This window comes from uncultured Vibrio sp. (assembly GCF_947488985.1).
GTDB lineage: Bacteria > Pseudomonadota > Gammaproteobacteria > Enterobacterales > Vibrionaceae > Vibrio.
This window is the reverse complement of record NZ_CANLBV010000005.1, coordinates 40,736-59,377: the sequence shown is the minus strand read 5'-3', so window position 1 is coordinate 59,377 and position 18,642 is coordinate 40,736. Positions and strand designations below refer to the sequence as shown.

Here is an 18,642-nt window from a genome sequence, read left to right as displayed (position 1 = left end):
GTTTGAATACTTTAGTCAGTTTGAGTGCTTTAGATAGTTTGAAAGGGTATCGCCCCTTTTCATTTCCTTCTCTTCCCCCTACAATCCACGCACCATAGGGGGAAGTATGCATTTACGATTCAAAACACTCGACTCATTTCTGTTGGATCACCAAGTTTATTGGCGTTCAGAGCCTTTTCACCTATGTCAAACTCGCCAGCAGCCTTGGGTTGAGGTTAACCGCCCACTTGTTGGTTGGTTAGAAGGCTTGAGCGTTGAAAGTATTCAAACCTTAAAAGATCAACCTCAACAGTTGATTGCCGAGCTGATTCGGTTTATCCCACAATTAGAGACCGCCAACCAAAATATTCAGTTCGATAATACGCCATTGATGGGGTTAGATTTACCACGTGGCACTGCTGATGGTATTCCGGGTAGAAAGCTACAGCAAATCCTTGCGATGGGTGAGGCGGCATTGGCTCATCACCATGGCAAAGAGTGGCTTGAGTGGTGTTCGGGTAAGGGCTTTCTAGGGCGAATTTTATCTCAGCACTCGAATCACAAGGTAACTAGCTTCGAGTGGCAACAGTCCTTGTGTGAAAGTGGACAAAAAATAGCGGATGCTCAACGTTTAGAGATGGACTTTGTTCAAGGCGATGCGTTTTCAGCGGATGCCGATGACGTATTTAACTCACAGCAACATGCTGTCGCGCTGCATGCTTGTGGCGATCTGCACGTTGAACTGATGAAAAAGTCGGTATTACATCGATTACCAGCGGTCACGATTTCTCCTTGTTGTTATCATCTTATTCAGGATGACGCGTATCAAGCCATGTCTTCCCTAGGCCAATCATCGGCATTAACGTTAAACAAGAGTGATTTAAGGATCCCGCTTCAAGAAACTGTTACTGGCGGTGAAAGAGTTAAGAGACACCGCCAATTGGAGATGAGTTATCGCCTAGGCTTTAGCCAATTGCTCAAAACCGAACTCAATATCAATGAATACATCCCAGTACCGAGCATAAAAAAATCAGAGCTAGCTGAGGGGTTTGAATCATTTTGCCGCTGGGCATCTCAAGTGAAAGAGTTATTGCTTGGTTCAGATATTGATTTTGATTTCTATTTGGTTCAAGGCGAAGCGCTTTTCTGGGAGATGGAAAAGTTAAGCTTGGTTCAACAAGTATTCAGAAGGCCGCTTGAGGTATGGCTCGCGTTGGACCGCGCGATCTACCTGCAAGAGCAGGGGTACGATACCTCTATCGAAGAGTTTTGTGAGCGTGGTGTCACTCCGAGGAATTTGCTGATCCACGGGGTTAAGTTCAAGAGTACGCCTTGAAGTCAGTTCTCCCCTAAACAGTCAGTGCTGACCATCAAAGCATGGTTAGGCAGAAGCGATATTTGAACAAAAGCAACGAGCCAGTACGACGAAATCGGACTGGCTCGTTGTGTATATGTACACCATTAACTGAACGCTTTAACGAGAAAATTATTACGTTCAGTTAACACGACATCATGAGTTAAACATGGCGATGGCGTCAGCTGGATCGACGTATTCTAGGTCGAAACTATCGGCGACTTCTTTACAGGTAACTTTACCATGGATGACATTTAGACCTTCTAAAAAGCCTTCATCAGAGAGAAGGGCTTCGCGATAGCCTTTATTCGCCAACTTAACAATGTAAGGAAGTGTTGCATTGTTTAGCGCATAAGTAGACGTACGAGCTACGGCACCTGGCATGTTCGCCACGCAGTAGTGAACAACGTCATCAACAATGTAAGTTGGTTCTGCGTGAGTAGTTGCGTGAGAAGTCTCGAAGCAACCGCCTTGGTCAATTGCAACGTCAACCACCGCTGAACCAGGCTTCATCTTAGCGATGTGCTCTTTTGTCACCAGTTTAGGCGCTGCAGCCCCCGGGATCAGTACTGCACCAATCACTAAGTCAGCTTCCAGAACATGCTTCTCAATAGCGTCTTCAGTAGAATAAACCACTTTTGCACGACCTTGGAACTCTTCATCCAGACGGCGTAGTGTATCGACGTTACGGTCAAGAATGGTCACGTCAGCGCGAAGACCAACAGCCATGCGTGCCGCGTTAGCGCCAACAACGCCGCCGCCAACAACGACCACTTTTGCAGGTTCGACTCCGGGTACGCCGCCAAGAAGAAGGCCACAACCACCGTTAGATTTCTCCAGTGTTTGTGCTCCTGCTTGAATAGACATGCGACCAGCGACTTCAGACATTGGTGCTAATAGTGGCAAGCGACCCATATTATCTGTTACAGTCTCATAGGCTACGCAGACAGCTTTGCTCTTGATAAGCTCTTCAGTTTGTGGAAAATCTGGTGCAAGGTGTAAATAGGTAAATAATATTTGCCCTTCACGAAGCATAGCTCGCTCGACAGCTTGAGGTTCTTTAACCTTTACAATCATTTCTGCTTTCGCGAAAACGTTAGCAGCAGTAGGAAGAATGGATGCGCCTACAGCGATGTAATCATCGTCTGAAAAACCGATGCCAGTACCGGCATGGGTTTCTATAAAAACTTGGTGGCCGTGTGAGATGACTTCTCTCACGCTAGCTGGGGTCATGCCAACGCGATATTCGTGGTTTTTGATTTCCTTAGGTACGCCAATAATCATCCTGACTCCTCATTTATTTTGGTTGTTTTATCTATTTATAGGGTAATTCTGTCGAATTAATATCTAGTATAGGTATGTTAAGGTAGAATTTGATACTGAATATTAAGAAGTTGTAGTATATTTTTTTGCAAGGAAGTAATAAGGTGGAATAAAAAATGGCAGACAATTATAAGAAGCCGTCCAAGGAACTAGATCGTATTGACCGCAACATTCTTAATGAGTTGCAAAAAGACGGTCGTATCTCAAACGTTGAACTCTCAAAACGAGTCGGACTTTCTCCAACTCCATGTCTTGAGCGCGTTCGTCGTTTAGAACGTCAAGGTTACATTAATGGGTACACAGCGTTGCTGAACCCACAGTATCTTGATGCTTCGCTTTTAGTGTTTGTGGAAATTACGTTGAACCGTGGTGCGCCAGACGTGTTCGAACAATTCAACACCGCTGTTCAGAAGCTAGATGATATCCAAGAGTGTCATTTAGTGTCGGGTGATTTTGACTATCTCCTAAAAACACGTGTATCAGATATGGGTGCTTACCGTAAGTTATTGGGTGATACGTTGCTTCGTCTACCGGGCGTAAACGACACTCGTACTTACGTTGTCATGGAAGAAGTGAAACAAACAAATCAACTTGTGATTAAAACTCGTTAATTACAATTGATGATATGAAAGAAAGCGGACTTTTGTTCCGCTTTCTTGCTTTCTGGAATTGGGTTTTTGGGTTTGATATGGTTAAATCAACAGTAGTTTCATAGAAACGATTGGCTAGTGCTGATCGCGATGTATTTATCCCGTTCAAATATTAAGTTGGTTTATGTTCAAGCAGAGCAGTAATAAAGTAGAAACAATCATTAAAACGAGTGAAGAGCCTCAGTCTCCTCGTCTGAGTGGTTCTCAACGTCTCAGAGAGTGCAGCCTGATTTTAGGGGTTCTCTTCTCTATTTTACTTGCCGTTGCATTGTTCACTTTTAGCCCTGCTGATCCATCATGGTCGCAAACGGCGTGGGGAGGTGACATTCAAAATGCGGGTGGCTATGTTGGCGCATGGCTGGCAGATACCCTTTTCTTTGTGTTTGGCTCTTTGGCTTACCCATTACCTATCTTAGTGACGGTCGCTGCATGGGTATTATTCCGCAAACGTAATGAAGATGAGCAGATCGACTTCATGCTGTGGGGCACTCGATTACTTGGCCTGACTATCCTAATTCTTACGAGTTGCGGTCTAGCGGATATCAACTTTGACGACATCTGGTACTTCTCTTCAGGTGGTGTGGTCGGTGACGTATTAACCAGCCTCGCACTGCCAACTCTGAATGTGCTTGGCAGCACGTTGGTGCTGCTTTTCTTGTGGGGAGCGGGATTTACACTATTTACCGGTATTTCATGGCTAAGTATTGTCGAGTGGTTGGGTGAGGGCGCGATTAAACTGTTTACTTCAGCCGTAAACAAGGCTCGTGGGCAAGATCAAGAGTTATTCGAGCCGGAGTTGAAGGTGTCGGCAGACCGAGATCTGCTAGAAGAGGCTCGCCATCAGCTGACTAATGATGATGTTTCCGCTTTAGAGCGTAATAAAGAGCCGAACGAGCAAGAACTGCTTGATCCTGCGATGAGCTTCTCTGCGATCAACGAGCCGTCCGATACTGCTGAACTAGAGCAACAAAATAGCGTATCGCCGAAGCGCCAATACAATATTCATATGCCAGCAGAAGCTGCTGACAAGCCAGACATTTCTGCTCGTCAACAAATATCGACTCAGCAACAAACCTCTGCGAATCAACAATCTCAGCAGTCGAATGGCGGTGCTCCGGAGCATACGATCTCATCAACCCCTATCTACCATGCACCAGAAGATGCTTTGACAGAGGGTCTTGATCGTTCAAAGCAGTTGAATGCAACCATTGAGCAATTAGAAAATGCCGCGATGTATGAAGATGATCTTGCCCAACAAGATCGGGCTGACGCACATGAGTCTCAGATCGCGTATCAGCAATATATGCAGAACGAGCAACATGTTCAAAATGAATCGTATAGGCAGAGTGAACAGTCACAGGTAACCCCTGTTGATGTTGAAGACGAACAGCCAGAAATGGTTACTGCAATGCCGACGACTACTGAGTTCGATACAGAAGAGGTCCAGTTGGAACCGTTATACGCATCACCAGTGGTGGTTCAAGAACAAACGACTCAAGACGAGCTAGCGGTACCGACAACCACTTTGGATGCTGTCGAAGACCAAGGTGTACCATCGCCGACCGAGCTAGAATCGGTATCGATGGAGGAGCAAACTACGGAACAGTTAAATCCTTCATCTTACCAACAAGAACCTCTCACGCCGCCTATTGAAACCTGCGAAGAGCCTGTCGTTGATCTTCCTTGGGAAGAGGTAACGGAAGAGGAACCTTTACATCAAGATCAAGATGTCGCCGCATTCCAAAGCATTGTCTCTGAAGCGCAGGCTAATATGGCCGCAGCGCAGAACCCGTTTTTGGTTCAGCAAGATGTTAATTTACCAAAACCTGCAGAGCCATTGCCCACGCTTGATTTGCTATTCCACCCTGAAAAGCGTGAAACCTTTATTGACCGTGACGCATTGGAGGCGATAGCTCGTCTTGTTGAATCTAAGCTCGCGGATTATAAGATCAAAGCGGAGGTGGTTGATATTTTCCCTGGCCCCGTGATCACTCGCTTCGAGCTCGATCTGGCTCCGGGTGTGAAAGTAAGCCGTATTTCTGGTCTTTCTATGGATTTAGCACGCTCACTGTCTGCATTGGCTGTGCGTGTCGTAGAGGTCATACCGGGTAAACCTTACGTTGGCTTAGAGCTGCCAAACATGAGTCGCCAAACCGTATTCTTCTCGGATGTGGTTGCGAGCTCTCAGTTCCAAGAGGCGAAATCACCAACCACAGTGGTGCTTGGCCAAGACATCGCGGGTGAAGCGGTGATCGCCGACCTATCTAAAATGCCACACGTTCTAGTTGCAGGTACCACAGGTTCTGGTAAGTCGGTGGGTGTCAACGTAATGATCTTAAGTATGCTTTACAAGGCATCGCCTGAAGATGTTCGTTTTATCATGATCGACCCGAAAATGCTGGAACTGTCAGTTTATGAAGGTATTCCACATCTATTGTCTGAAGTGGTTACCGACATGAAAGATGCATCGAATGCGCTGCGTTGGTGTGTCGGCGAAATGGAACGTCGTTACAAGCTGATGTCAGCGCTCGGTGTGCGTAACATTAAGGGCTACAACGACAAACTTAAGATGGCAGCAGATGCGGGGCACCCAATTCACGACCCACTTTGGAAGCCGGGCGACAGCATGGATCCTGAAGCGCCACTGCTTGAGAAACTGCCTTACATTGTGGTGATTGTCGATGAGTTTGCCGACCTAATCATGGTAGTGGGTAAGAAGGTTGAAGAATTAATCGCTCGTTTAGCACAAAAAGCGCGTGCGGCTGGTGTTCACTTGATCCTAGCGACACAGCGCCCATCAGTGGATGTGATTACCGGTCTGATCAAAGCCAACATTCCAACCCGTGTGGCGTTTACGGTATCCACTAAAACGGATTCTCGAACCATACTTGACCAAGGTGGTGCCGAATCCTTGCTTGGTATGGGTGATATGCTTTACTTGCCACCGGGTTCTAGTCATACAACCCGTGTCCACGGTGCGTTTGCATCCGATGATGACGTACACGCGGTGGTTAATAACTGGAAAGCGCGTGGTAAGCCAAACTATATTGATGAGATAACCAACGGTGAGCAAACGCCAGAAACCTTGCTCCCGGGCGAGAAGATGGAAGGCGATGAAGAGGTTGATGCTCTATTTGATCAAGTGGTAGAGCACGTTGTTCATTCGCGTCGTGGTTCAGTTTCAGGTGTACAACGTCGATTTAAGATCGGTTATAACCGTGCTGCACGAATTGTCGAGCAGCTAGAAGCACAAGGTATTGTCAGTGCTCCGGGGCACAACGGTAACCGAGAAGTCTTGGCTCCAGCGCCACCAAAAGAGTAGTTTCACTAGGAACTCACACCCATTAAGTCGGTCAAATCGAAAATAAGACCGACTTATGTTTTAACAGGATGATTGATGAAGAAAGTATTCGCACTTTTATTTATGAGCTTTTCAGTGTTTGCTTCTCCCAAAGAAGAGCTAAGTAACCGCTTGGCATTGAACGCAGGTTTTAGCGCCGACTTTAAGCAAGTTGTGACTAGTCCAGATGGCGATGTTGTTATGGAAGGTGGGGGCACGGTAGAGATAGCACGCCCGAGTTTGTTCCGCTGGGAAACCACGTTCCCTGATGAAAACGTGTTGGTTTCTGATGGACAAAGCTTGTGGTACTACAGCCCGTTCATTGAACAAGTGAGCATTTATTGGCAAGAACAAGCGACATCACAAACACCTTTTGTCCTGCTTACTCGCAACCAAGAGAGCGATTGGGATAACTACAATGTCGTGCAAGCGGGCAACCAATTTACGCTGACGCCAACCGCTGTCGATTCTAATCAGGGTGATTTCCAGATCAACATCACCGAGCAAGGCATCGTTCAGGGCTTTGATGTGATTGAACAAGATGGTCAAAAAGGTGAGTTTACCTTTAGCAATGTTGATTTAGGCAAGCCAGCGGCAGACCGCTTTACTTTTGTGGCACCTGAAGGTGTCGAGGTCGACGACCAAAGAAACTGATCGAAATAAGCAGTTCGAAATACGCACGTCGTTGGCGAATGCGTAGAAAGTCATTGCTGCCATCAACCAATCAAGAGATCGCAATTGAGTAATTACAGCTTAGATTTTGCAGGGGACGAAGACTTTCGTCCCCTTGCTGCTCGTATGAGGCCTGAAACTGTGGAACAGTACATAGGGCAGCAACATATATTAGGCCCAGGTAAACCCCTTCGTAGAGCGTTGGAGGCGGGTCATATCCACTCCATGATTTTATGGGGCCCTCCTGGCACGGGGAAAACGACACTGGCAGAAGTGGCCGCGAATTATGCCAATGCAGAAGTTGAACGAGTATCAGCTGTCACCTCTGGTGTGAAAGACATTCGTATCGCGATTGAAAAAGCCCGCGAAAACAAACAAGCGGGACGTAGAACCATTCTGTTTGTCGACGAAGTCCATCGCTTTAATAAAAGCCAGCAAGATGCCTTTCTGCCACATATTGAAGATGGCACCGTGACCTTTATTGGTGCGACCACAGAAAACCCTTCGTTTGAACTGAACAACGCTTTGTTGTCACGTGCGCGAGTGTACAAACTGACCTCGCTCAATACCGATGATATTGCTCTGGTGATCCGTCAAGCGATTGAAGACAAGCAGCGCGGACTGGGTGACGTGTCGGCGGATTTTGCTGACAATGTGTTAGATCGCCTCGCGGAACTGGTCAACGGTGACGCTCGCATGTCACTCAACTACCTTGAGTTGCTATATGACATGGCAGAAGACAACGATAATGGTGAGAAAGCGATCACTTTGCAGTTGCTGGCTGAGGTGGCGGGTGAGAAAGTCGCTCGTTTCGATAACAAAGGCGATATTTGGTACGATCTGATCTCGGCTGTTCATAAATCGATTCGTGGTTCAAATCCGGATGCGGCTCTGTATTGGTCAGCAAGAATGATTGCTGCGGGCTGTGACCCTTTGTATATCGCAAGGCGCTTATTGGCGATTGCTTCTGAAGATATCGGCAACGCAGATCCAAGAGCAATGCAGGTGGCTATGTCGGCTTGGGACTGTTTTACGCGTATTGGTCCTGCTGAAGGTGAGCGTGCGATCGCGCAAGCTGTGGTTTATTTAGCGTGCGCGCCAAAGAGTAATGCGGTGTATACAGCTTGGAAGCAAGCGTTAACGGATGCGCACAATCTCCCAGAGTATGAAGTGCCTCATCATTTGCGTAATGCCCCCACAACTTTGATGAAGGACATGGGCTACGGCCAAGAATACCGCTATGCTCATGATGAACCGGGTGGCTATGCGGCTGGCGAAAAGTATCTACCACCAGAAATGGGGGAGAAACAATACTATTTTCCAGCAAAACGAGGCTTAGAGACCAAAATTGGCGAGAAGCTAGATTATCTGGCGGATTTGGACGCAAAAAGCCCACAAAAACGCTATGAAAATTAGTCTTTTTTGGATATCTTTACCTAGTCATAAAATTCAAATTAAATCGCTTTAAATTGGTTGAAATAGCACCAATTTTAGAGGTTTAGTACCGATTCAGTAGTCAATCTGCTGAATATTCAAATAACTAAAGCATAGGATTAGCAATGCTGGATTCTAAATTACTTCGAGCTGAGCTGGATGAAACAGCGGCAAAATTAGCACGTCGAGGCTACGACCTTGATGTAGAGACAATTCGTGAACTTGAAGAAAAGCGTAAGTCCCTTCAGATGAAAACTGAAGAACTGCAAGCGTTACGTAACTCTCGATCGAAGTCCATTGGTCAAGCGAAAGCAAAAGGCGACCATGAAGAAGCTGAGCGTATCCTTGCTGAAGTAGGCAACTTAGGCGCAGAGTTAGACCAAGCGAAAGCAGCACTTGCGGAGCTTCAGTCTGAGCTAGAAACGATCACCATGTCTATTCCAAACCTGCCAGATGAGTCTGTACCTGCGGGTAAAGATGAAGATGATAACGTGGAAGTGACTCGTTGGGGCCAACCTAAGATTTACGACTTCGAAGTGAAAGATCACGTTGATCTTGGCGAAATGTCTGGCGGTCTTGATTTTGCAAGCGCAGTTAAGATCTCAGGTTCTCGTTTCATCGTGATGAAAGGCAAATTTGCACGTCTACACCGCGCTATTGCTCAGTTCATGTTGGATCTTCACACTGATGAGCACGGCTACACAGAAATGTACGTGCCGTACCTAGTGAACCACGATAGCCTTTACGGTACTGGTCAACTACCTAAGTTTGGCGAAGACTTGTTCCATACAAGCCCGCTAACTGAGCAAGTCAGTGACGTACCTCTTAAGACTTTATCGCTTATCCCTACTGCTGAAGTGCCAGTAACGAACATGGTTCGTGACACGATTACTGATGAAGCTGAACTGCCACTTAAGATGACAGCTCACACACCATGTTTCCGTTCTGAAGCGGGTTCTTACGGTCGTGATACTCGTGGTCTTATCCGTATGCACCAATTCGACAAAGTTGAATTAGTACAGATCACTAAGCCAGAAGATTCAATGGCTGCACTTGAAGAGCTAACAGGTCATGCTGAGAAAGTACTTCAACTGTTAGAGCTTCCTTACCGTAAAGTGATTTTATGTACAGGTGACATGGGCTTTGGCGCAGCTAAAACGTACGATTTAGAAGTATGGGTTCCAGCACAAGAGACTTACCGTGAAATCTCTTCTTGTTCAAACATGTGGGATTTCCAAGCGCGTCGTATGCAAGCTCGTTTCCGCCGTAAAGGCGAGAAGAAACCTGAGCTGGTACACACACTAAACGGTTCTGGTCTTGCGGTTGGCCGTACAATGGTTGCTATCCTTGAGAACAACCAAGAAGCGGATGGCCGTATTGCTATCCCTAGCGTACTTCAGCCATACATGGGCGGCGTTACGCACATTGGTTAATTCGTCTGGTGACACAACAGTCAGATTGATAATAGAACCCAGCCAATAGGCTGGGTTTTTTATTTTCAGCCAAACAAAATAGTGATGTGAGACCGGCTGCAATTAAAGTTGTTAAAACTAAGGCTAAAATTATTGAAAGCAGCGCTTATCTCGTAATGCGCTATCAACTGCTTCAACAAGCTGGATGATATGTTCTGGCTCACTGATGAAGGGAGGCATCATATAGATGAGTTTGCCAAACGGACGAATCCAGACCCCTTGCTCAACAAAGTGAGCTTGGATGGTTTCTATATCGACGGGGTAGTGGGTTTCTACCACCCCAATAGCGCCTAGCCAGCGAACGTCCTTAACAAGCTCATACTTTGTCAGAGCGGGTAATAACTCAGAAAAGAGTCGTTCAATTTGTTGAGTCTGACGTTGCCAATCCCCCTGTTCTAGGATCGATAAGCTGGCTGCACTGACCGCGCAAGCTAAAGGGTTCCCCATAAAGGTTGGTCCGTGCATAAAACAACCCGCTTCGCCTCCACATACGGTGTCGGCAACTTCTTTACTAGCCAGTGTCGCTGAGAGTGTCATATAGCCGCCAGTTAACGCTTTTCCTACGCATAAGATGTCTGGTTGAACATGGGCATGTTCACAAGCGAATAGCTTGCCAGTACGGCCAAACCCAGTCGCAATTTCATCCAAGATCAGCAAGACGTTGAATTCATTGCACAGCAAGCGTACCTGCGTTAGGTATTCAGGGTGGTAGATGCGCATTCCACCTGCGCCTTGAACTATAGGCTCTAAGATCACGGCAGCGATCTCTTGATGATGCGCTGCGAGTTTTTCTCGAAAGCTATCGATGTCGCTTGAATCCCACTCATCCCAAAAGCCTGCTTTCGGTGAATCAGCAAAAATGTGTTCAGGTAGAAAACCCTTGTAGAGACTATGCATTGAGTTTTCAGGATCGGTCACTGACATCGCCGCGAAGGTATCACCGTGATAGCCATCTCTTAATGTTAGGAACTTTGAACGAGGTTTGCCTTTAGCATGCCAATACTGCAGCGCCATCTTTAGGCTCACTTCTACCGCGACCGAACCAGAATCGGCCAAAAATACATGCTCTAAATTACTCGGCGCTAGATTAAGGAGCTTCTTGCACAAATCAATAGCAGGTTGGTGGGTGATGCCACCAAACATAACGTGAGAAACCTTGTCGATTTGGCTGTGGGCCGCGGCATTTAATTGTGGATGATTGTAGCCATGTATGGTCGACCACCAAGATGACATGCCATCAATTATTCGTTTTCCGCCTTCGAGTTCTAGATAAACCCCCTCTGCTTGGGTAATGGGATAACAGGTCAGAGGTGATAATGTTGATGTGTAGGGATGCCAGATGTGCTGGCGGTCAAAGGCAAGATCCATAGTGCGTTCCATTTTATTTGGCGGTCAAGTATTGGTCACTTGTAAACTTTGCTTGTTATCAATGTGTTGACAGTCTATCGCTTGTCGGTAGACTAGCCAAGCATAAATACAAATTCTTGCAACAGAGATGTAACGTTAATAATAGGAAGGATCGACACGTGGAAGTTCGTCATGATTGGACAGTAGCTGAAGTTACTGCGTTGCTTAACAAGCCATTTATGGATTTGATGTTTGAAGCTCAAGTCGTTCACAGACACTATCAAGAGCATAACCACGTGCAGGTGAGTACGCTCTTGTCGATCAAGACGGGAGCTTGCCCCGAAGATTGTAAGTACTGCCCTCAAAGTGCCCATTACCGAACCGATGTCGACAAAGAGCGCTTGATGGAAGTTGAGCGTGTGTTGGACGCGGCGCAAAAAGCCAAGAATGCGGGGTCGACTCGCTTCTGCATGGGCGCGGCATGGAAAAACCCGAAACAACGCGATATGCCGTACCTGACAGATATGATCAAGGGTGTGAAAGAGATGGGTTTAGAAACTTGTATGACGTTGGGTATGTTAACGCCCGATCAAGCCGGCGAGTTAGCGGATGCAGGTTTGGATTACTACAACCACAACTTAGATACGTCTCCTGAGTTCTATGGCAGCATCATCACCACTCGTACTTACCAAGATCGTTTAGATACGTTATCTCACGTACGCGACGCCGGTATGAAGATCTGCTCTGGTGGCATTATCGGTATGGGTGAAAGCACCAACGACCGTGCAGGTCTACTAGTGGAATTGGCTAACCTTCCGGTTCATCCTGAGAGTGTGCCAATCAACATGTTGGTAAAAGTGAAAGGCACACCAATGGAAAACGTCGATGATGTTGAATCTTTCGACTTCATTAAGCTGATTGCGATTGCGCGGATCATGATGCCAATGTCAGCGGTTCGTCTATCCGCAGGTCGCGAGAATATGAACGAACAGATGCAGGCGATGTGTTTCATGGCGGGCGCGAACTCGATCTTCTATGGCTGCAAGCTATTGACGACGCCAAATCCAGATGAAGACACGGATATGCAGCTGTTTAAGAAGTTGGGTATCAACAGCCAACAAGTGGCTCAAAAGCCCGACGAAATTCAAGAAAACGAACTGTTAGATCAAGTGGTGGAGCGCGTTGCAGCTCGTCCAACCAAAGATGATATGTTCTACGATGCCACTGTTTAAATCTCGCATCAAAGATGCCCTTGCTGAGCGTCGTAAGCAGGGGTTAACTCGTCAACTTCAAGTACTTAATAAGAGTAATGGGCCTTTTCTTGCTCACGAAGGCGCTAACTTCATTAATTTTTCGAGCAATGATTACCTAGGATTAGCGAACGATCCTGAGTTGGTGAAAGTGTGGCAGGCAGGGCTTGCTCAGTATGGTGCGGGCAGTGCTGCATCACCGCTGGTCACCGGTTTTAGTTCCGCGCATCGAAATTTAGAGGCTCAGTTGTGTGAGTGGCTTGGCTTCGAACGTGCCATCCTCTTTAGCTCGGGATTCAGTGCTAACCAAGCCTTGTTGTTTTCTCTGATCGAGAAAGACGATTATCTATTGCAAGATAAGCTCAACCACGCCTCTTTGATTGAAGCCGGGATGCTTTCTCCTGCAACCATGAAACGCTTTAAGCACAATGACACGCAGAATCTAGAGTCGCTATTAAGCCGATCTCCACCATCGTTAGTCGTGACAGAAGGTGTGTTTAGCATGGATGGCGACCAAGCGCCTCTCAGCCAGATATCTAACCTAACTCATCAATACGACAGTTGGTTGGCGGTTGATGATGCCCACGGTATCGGCGTATTAGGTGATAAAGGGGCAGGGAGCTGCAGTGCTGCACAAATCTCCCCTGATATTTTGGTGGTGACCTTTGGTAAGGCATTTGGTCTGTCTGGAGCGGCGATTCTATGTTCAGCTGATGTAGGTGACTATTTAACTCAGTTTGCACGCCATCATGTCTATTCGACGGCGCTGCCGCCTGCGCAAGCGGTAGCTCTATCTCACGCTTGTCAGATGATTCAGACGCAAGAGTGGCGTCGAGAGAAGCTTATGGAATTAGGCGCGCTCTATGCTGAGCAGATGAGCCGCGTGAAAGGTTTCATTGATACTCAGACTCCGATTAAGCCGTTTGTGATTGGCGATGCTCAAGCTGCATTATCGATAGCGGAAGAATTAAAGCGTAACCAAGTTTGGGTCACTGCAATAAGACCACCAACCATTCCTACAGGAACAGCTCGTTTACGAATTACCTTAACGGCCAGCCACAGTCAGGAGCAAATTCTTCAGTTAACCCAATCGTTGCGCCAAGCAATCGAGCGAAATATCGAACCAGTCGTTAATGCAAATTTAGCATCAAATAGAGAGGCTCAGTAAATGTCACAACAAGCAGTAGTGCAAAATTACCCAGGCCAAGATAAGGGTGCAATTGCTGAAGCCTTTGGTAAAGCGGCAACCACTTATGATCAGCACGCTGAGTTTCAGCGTGATGTAGGCCATCGGTTATTGGGTAAATTACCCAGTGATCTTACCGGTTTTAAGGTGCTTGATTTAGGTTGTGGTACTGGATATTTTTCTGAGCAGTTGCTACAGCGTGGTGCTGATGTGGTATGCGCTGATTTATCGGTAGGAATGCTGGCAAAAGCTGAGCAGCGGTGTGGATCGTCGGTGACTTTGTATCAGGAAGCCGACGCCGAGCAGTTGCCTTTTGCCGATGCGAGCTTTGATATCGTTTTTTCAAGTCTAGCGTTGCAATGGTGTGACGATTTATCATTACCTTTGAGTGAAATGAAGCGTGTAACTTGTGATGGAGGACGAATAATTTTTTCAACTTTGCTTGATGGATCACTGTTTGAGTTGAAAAGTGCATGGTCAAAAATTGACACACATCAACACGTTAACCATTTTATTACAATCAATCAGGTAAAAATTGCGTTAGCGCAATCTAGCTGTAGCAGTCATCATCTAGACTTGCCCACCATCACCGTTTGGTACGACACTGCGTTTGAACTGATGCGCGATCTTAAAGGGATCGGTGCTAATCACGTGAGTGGTCGCTCACAAGGTTTAACAAGCCGTCGAATGTTACAGCTTGTTGAGCGGGAATATCGAGAGTTTAAAAACCATCAAGGTTTCTTACCAGCAACATATCAAGTTTGTTTAGGGGTTATTCAATTATGATTGATGCATTATTTATTGCAGGTACGGACACCGAAGTTGGAAAAACCGTGGTTTCAAAAGCGATTCTTCAAGCTTTGGCCGCACAAGATTTATCGACAATTGGTTATAAGCCAGTTGCTGCAGGGTGTGAGAAATACCCTGAAGGTTTACGTAATAGTGATGCGCTGCATCTTCAAGAAGCGGCGACGCAAGATATTGCTTACGAAGACGTAAACCCGTATGCATTATTGCTACCGTCATCGCCTCACATCGCTGCGAAGCATGACGGTGTGGTGATTGATGAAGCCGTATTATCTGCAAAGCTGGAAGAGCATAAGCAAAACTCTGACATCGTGTTAGTTGAAGGTGCTGGTGGTTGGCGTGTACCGGTTTCAGATGATGAACATCTGTCTAGCTGGGTTAAAAAAGAGCAGTTGCCAGTAGTACTTACAGTGGGTATTAAACTTGGTTGTTTGAGCCATGCTTTATTAACGGCAGAAGCGATTCGTGCTGATGGCCTAAACCTAGTCGGTTGGGTTGCAAACCGCATCAATCCAGGTACTGAGCACTACGCAGATATTATTGCGATGCTTGAAGATAAGCTAGGTGCGCCAAAGTTGGGGGAAATCCCATACGTACCGAGAGCGAAGTCGAAGAATATTGGTAAGTATATTGATGTTAAGCCGCTGCTTTCTCTTTAAGAATCTGTTCTCTTTATACATCAGTATCGTATACTGAATACGAAAAGGACTGCCAGTTGGCAGTCCTTTTGCTATGTTAAGCCTTTATTGACCGCAAGTTCATAAACAAGAATAACGTTATAAACAACAAGTCTTTGAGTTATCGCTTTGATATAAGTAAGCCGTGGATTAGTTTTCTTTGGTAAGTCCCATGAGCGCTTGCTGTGTTTCTGTGATTTCTGCCTTTGCCGTTTGTGGTGTTAGGGGCCCAACCTGCTTTTTCGCTTCTTCTTCAGTAATCCCTAGGTGACAGCACAGTAAATCGATAGCCATTTGAGTGTTAGTACCTTCAACCATGATCCTTTCCTTTTGTTTCATGAATTCGCTAATGTATTCCTCGACTATTTGCTACTCTAAACGGATCGTTAGTGGTAAACCATACGACTTAGGTCTAATAGGCGATGACAAATTGAATTTAGCCAGTAATCAAATGTTGCAATTTAATGCTTAACCTTGTTTTATTAATCTATGACTATATGTATAAGTAAGTAGAATTGTTCAAGGTTGGAATAAAGTGCGGTCTGCCTTGTCTATAATAATAAGTTTAATAAAAATAGCTTTCATGCGGAGATAAGTAATGAAGCGAGTAATGTTGTTCCTTGCAACCAACCTTGCGGTTGTATTGGTACTGAGTGTTGTTCTTAATATTGTATACGCAGTCACAGGTATGCAACCCGGTAGCCTCTCTGGGTTATTGGTGATGGCTGCGGTATTTGGCTTCGGCGGTTCATTCATTTCATTAATGATGTCAAAGAAAATGGCATTGGGTTCTGTCGGCGGTATGGTCATTGAAAGCCCACGCAACGAAACTGAACACTGGTTGATGGAGACGGTAAGCCGTCAAGCTCAACAAGTTGGTATCGGTATGCCGACGGTAGCGATTTATGATTCGCCAGACATCAACGCCTTTGCAACAGGTGCTAAGCGTGATGATTCTTTGGTTGCAGTATCTACAGGCCTGCTGCACAACATGACACGTGACGAAGCTGAAGCGGTATTAGCTCACGAAGTTAGCCACATCGCGAACGGTGATATGGTGACAATGACGTTAATGCAGGGTGTTGTAAACACGTTCGTTATCTTCCTATCTCGTTTCATTGCTAACATTGTTGCGTCGAATGATAACGAAGAAGAGGGCGGCAGCAACATGATGGTGTACTTCGGTGTATCTATGGTGCTGGAATTGGTATTTGGTTTCCTAGCTAGCTTCATTACCATGTGGTACAGCCGCCATCGTGAGTTTCATGCCGATGCAGGTGCTGCGCACTTGGTAGGTAAAGAGAAGATGATTGCAGCGTTAGAGCGTCTAAAGGTGAGCCATGAGCCACAACTGGAAGGCTCTATGATGGCGTTTGGTATCAATGGTAAGCGTTCTCTATCAGAGCTTCTAATGAGCCACCCACCACTAGATAAGCGTATTGCGTCTTTACGTAATATGTAATCTCAAATACAAGCTGCTGTTGTTAAGTGGCAATATGTATTCTAAAGGCTTCCTTCGGGAGGCCTTTTTTGTACTTCCTGCTTAAGAAAAGGAACGGGGGCTTGTTTAACCACGACTTACAATACTTGAACGGGGTAGGCTAGTTGGAAAAGTCAGGTTTGATTGACGGCTGTTGCTTTACTTATGGTACTACTGTTCGAGACATTTGTTTTACGCAACAAAAAGGCTTCCACATGGGAAGCCTTCTCATATTATTTTATTCGAATCTCGAATCTCGAATCTCGAATCTCGAATCTCGAATCTCGAATCTTACAGCTTGTCAGTTAGCTCGATTGCTTGACCGATGTAGTTCGCTGGTGTCATCTCTTTCAGGCGAACTTTCTCGTCTTCAGGGATTTCAAGCCCGTCGATGAATGCACGCATGCCTTCGCCATCTACACGCTTACCACGAGTTAGTTCTTTTAGCTTCTCGTATGGCTTCTCGATGCCGTAGCGACGCATTACTGTTTGTACTGGTTCAGCCAGTACTTCCCAGTTTTTGTCTAGCTCAGCAAGTAGCGCTTCACGGTTAACTTCTAGTTTGCTAATACCTTTCAGAGTTGAAGTGTATGCAATGATTGCGTAGCCAACACCAACACCGAGGTTACGAAGAACTGTAGAGTCAGTTAGGTCACGTTGCCAGCGAGAAACTGGAAGTTTTTGTGCAAGGTGGCTAAATACTGCGTTAGCTAGACCAAGGTTGCCTTCAGAGTTTTCGAAGTCAATTGGGTTAACTTTATGCGGCATGGTAGAAGAACCGATTTCGCCAGCAATAGTCTTCTGCTTGAAGTGACCAAGAGCGATGTAGCCCCAAACGTCACGGTCGAAGTCTAGAAGAATTGTGTTGAAACGAGCAACAGCGTCGAATAGCTCAGCGATGTAATCGTGAGGTTCGATTTGAGTTGTGTACGGGTTCCAAGTTACGCCAAGAGATTCAGTGATGAATTCTTCGCTGAATTGGTGCCATTCAACTTCTGGGTATGCAGAAAGGTGAGCGTTGTAGTTGCCTACAGCACCGTTGATTTTCGCTAGGATCTCAACGCTTTCGATTTGCTTGAATTGACGTTCCATACGGTACGCAACGTTAGCCATCTCTTTACCCATAGTCGAAGGAGAAGCTGGCTGGCCGTGTGTACGAGAAAGAAGAGGAATGTCACGGTACTCGTTCGCAAGCGCTTTGATAGCATTGATAACATTACGAATTTCTGGAAGAATCACGGTGTCACGAGCTTCTTTAAGCATCAGCGCGTGAGATGTGTTGTTGATGTCTTCAGACGTACAGGCAAAGTGAATGAATTCGTTCACTGCGTGAAGCTCGGGAACGCCAGCAACTTTCTCTTTCAAGAAGTATTCAACCGCTTTAACGTCGTGGTTCGTCGTGCGCTCGATCTCTTTGATACGCAGAGCATCTTCTTCGCTGAAGTTAGCGGCTAGTTCATCAAGAAACTGGTTAGCTTCTGCACTGAACGCTGGTACTTCTTTGATTGCATCAGTTGCTGCAAGCTTTTGTAACCAACGAATTTCAACGATAGAGCGGTACTTTAGTAGGCCAAACTCACTAAAGATGCTGCGTAATGCAATAGTCTTACTTCCGTAACGGCCGTCTACTGGTGAAACAGCAGTCAATGCTGACAGTTCCATGGTGTTCTC

At 46.1% G+C, this 18,642-nt stretch carries 15 protein-coding genes; 11 read left to right on the top strand and 4 right to left on the bottom strand.

All coding sequences use genetic code 11. The features are described from left to right. Positions 1 to 106 precede the first annotated feature (106 nt). The gene (locus tag Q1A70_RS02110; protein ID WP_299686523.1) at positions 107 to 1,315 is read left to right on the top strand and encodes a methyltransferase; all 1,209 of its coding nucleotides are present in this window, start codon (positions 107 to 109) and stop codon (positions 1,313 to 1,315) included. Between the two features lie 174 nt (positions 1,316 to 1,489). On the opposite strand, the gene ald is transcribed toward Q1A70_RS02110, so the two are convergent. After that, the gene (ald, locus tag Q1A70_RS02105) at positions 1,490 to 2,617 is read right to left on the bottom strand and encodes an alanine dehydrogenase (protein ID WP_299686521.1); all 1,128 of its coding nucleotides are present in this window, start codon (positions 2,615 to 2,617) and stop codon (positions 1,490 to 1,492) included. 155 nt (positions 2,618 to 2,772) lie between these two features. Here ald and lrp point away from each other — a divergent pair, with 155 nt between their 5' ends. The 5 genes from lrp to serS all read left to right on the top strand — a co-directional run bounded on the left by lrp (position 2,773) and on the right by serS (position 10,185). Next, positions 2,773 to 3,267: a leucine-responsive transcriptional regulator Lrp gene (gene lrp, locus Q1A70_RS02100; RefSeq protein ID WP_017057048.1), complete on the top strand. Its 495-nt coding sequence runs from the start codon at positions 2,773 to 2,775 to the stop codon at positions 3,265 to 3,267. 163 nt (positions 3,268 to 3,430) lie between these two features. Continuing rightward, complete coding sequence (locus Q1A70_RS02095) at positions 3,431 to 6,628, top strand: DNA translocase FtsK 4TM domain-containing protein (protein WP_299686508.1); 3,198 nt, start codon at positions 3,431 to 3,433, stop codon at positions 6,626 to 6,628. 75 nt (positions 6,629 to 6,703) lie between these two features. Next, positions 6,704 to 7,300, top strand: a complete 597-nt coding sequence (gene lolA / locus Q1A70_RS02090) for an outer membrane lipoprotein chaperone LolA (RefSeq protein WP_299686506.1) — start codon at positions 6,704 to 6,706, stop codon at positions 7,298 to 7,300. Between the two features lie 144 nt (positions 7,301 to 7,444). Continuing rightward, entirely contained in the window at positions 7,445 to 8,734 is a 1,290-nt protein-coding gene (locus Q1A70_RS02085) for a replication-associated recombination protein A (protein WP_299686567.1), read from the top strand. A 143-nt stretch (positions 8,735 to 8,877) separates the two neighbouring features. Beyond that, positions 8,878 to 10,185, top strand: coding sequence for a serine--tRNA ligase (gene serS, locus Q1A70_RS02080; RefSeq protein ID WP_299686504.1), 1,308 nt, complete (start codon positions 8,878 to 8,880; stop codon positions 10,183 to 10,185). 129 nt (positions 10,186 to 10,314) lie between these two features. Here the strand turns inward: serS and bioA are convergent, their stop codons facing one another. Then, positions 10,315 to 11,592 carry an adenosylmethionine--8-amino-7-oxononanoate transaminase gene (gene bioA, locus Q1A70_RS02075; RefSeq protein ID WP_299686502.1) on the bottom strand — a complete coding sequence of 426 codons (1,278 nt, stop codon included), beginning with the start codon at positions 11,590 to 11,592 and terminating at the stop codon, positions 10,315 to 10,317. A 158-nt stretch (positions 11,593 to 11,750) separates the two neighbouring features. Here bioA and bioB point away from each other — a divergent pair, with 158 nt between their 5' ends. From bioB to bioD, 4 genes are read left to right on the top strand one after another with little or no spacing between them, the layout of a single operon-like run. Continuing rightward, on the top strand, positions 11,751 to 12,803 hold the full coding sequence (bioB, locus tag Q1A70_RS02070) for a biotin synthase BioB (RefSeq protein ID WP_299686500.1): 1,053 nt from the start codon (positions 11,751 to 11,753) through the stop codon (positions 12,801 to 12,803). After that, positions 12,790 to 13,989, top strand: coding sequence for an 8-amino-7-oxononanoate synthase (bioF, locus tag Q1A70_RS02065; RefSeq protein ID WP_299686498.1), 1,200 nt, complete (start codon positions 12,790 to 12,792; stop codon positions 13,987 to 13,989). The genes bioB and bioF overlap by 14 nt, the downstream gene beginning before the upstream one ends. Beyond that, positions 13,990 to 14,793 (top strand): malonyl-ACP O-methyltransferase BioC, encoded by an 804-nt coding sequence (bioC, locus tag Q1A70_RS02060; protein WP_299686496.1) that lies wholly within the window; start codon positions 13,990 to 13,992, stop codon positions 14,791 to 14,793. It abuts the gene before it with no gap. Next, positions 14,790 to 15,473 (top strand): dethiobiotin synthase, encoded by a 684-nt coding sequence (bioD, locus tag Q1A70_RS02055; protein ID WP_299686494.1) that lies wholly within the window; start codon positions 14,790 to 14,792, stop codon positions 15,471 to 15,473. The genes bioC and bioD overlap by 4 nt, the downstream gene beginning before the upstream one ends. A 168-nt stretch (positions 15,474 to 15,641) precedes the next feature. Here the strand turns inward: bioD and Q1A70_RS02050 are convergent, their stop codons facing one another. Beyond that, the gene (locus Q1A70_RS02050; protein ID WP_299686492.1) at positions 15,642 to 15,809 is read right to left on the bottom strand and encodes a hypothetical protein; all 168 of its coding nucleotides are present in this window, start codon (positions 15,807 to 15,809) and stop codon (positions 15,642 to 15,644) included. 280 nt (positions 15,810 to 16,089) lie between these two features. On the opposite strand from Q1A70_RS02050, the gene htpX reads away from it, so the two are divergent. Beyond that, positions 16,090 to 16,953 carry a protease HtpX gene (htpX, locus tag Q1A70_RS02045; RefSeq protein ID WP_299686490.1) on the top strand — a complete coding sequence of 288 codons (864 nt, stop codon included), beginning with the start codon at positions 16,090 to 16,092 and terminating at the stop codon, positions 16,951 to 16,953. Between the two features lie 309 nt (positions 16,954 to 17,262). Here the strand turns inward: htpX and purB are convergent, their stop codons facing one another. Continuing rightward, positions 17,263 to 18,633 carry an adenylosuccinate lyase gene (gene purB / locus Q1A70_RS02040; RefSeq protein WP_299686488.1) on the bottom strand — a complete coding sequence of 457 codons (1,371 nt, stop codon included), beginning with the start codon at positions 18,631 to 18,633 and terminating at the stop codon, positions 17,263 to 17,265. Positions 18,634 to 18,642: the final 9 nt, after the last annotated feature.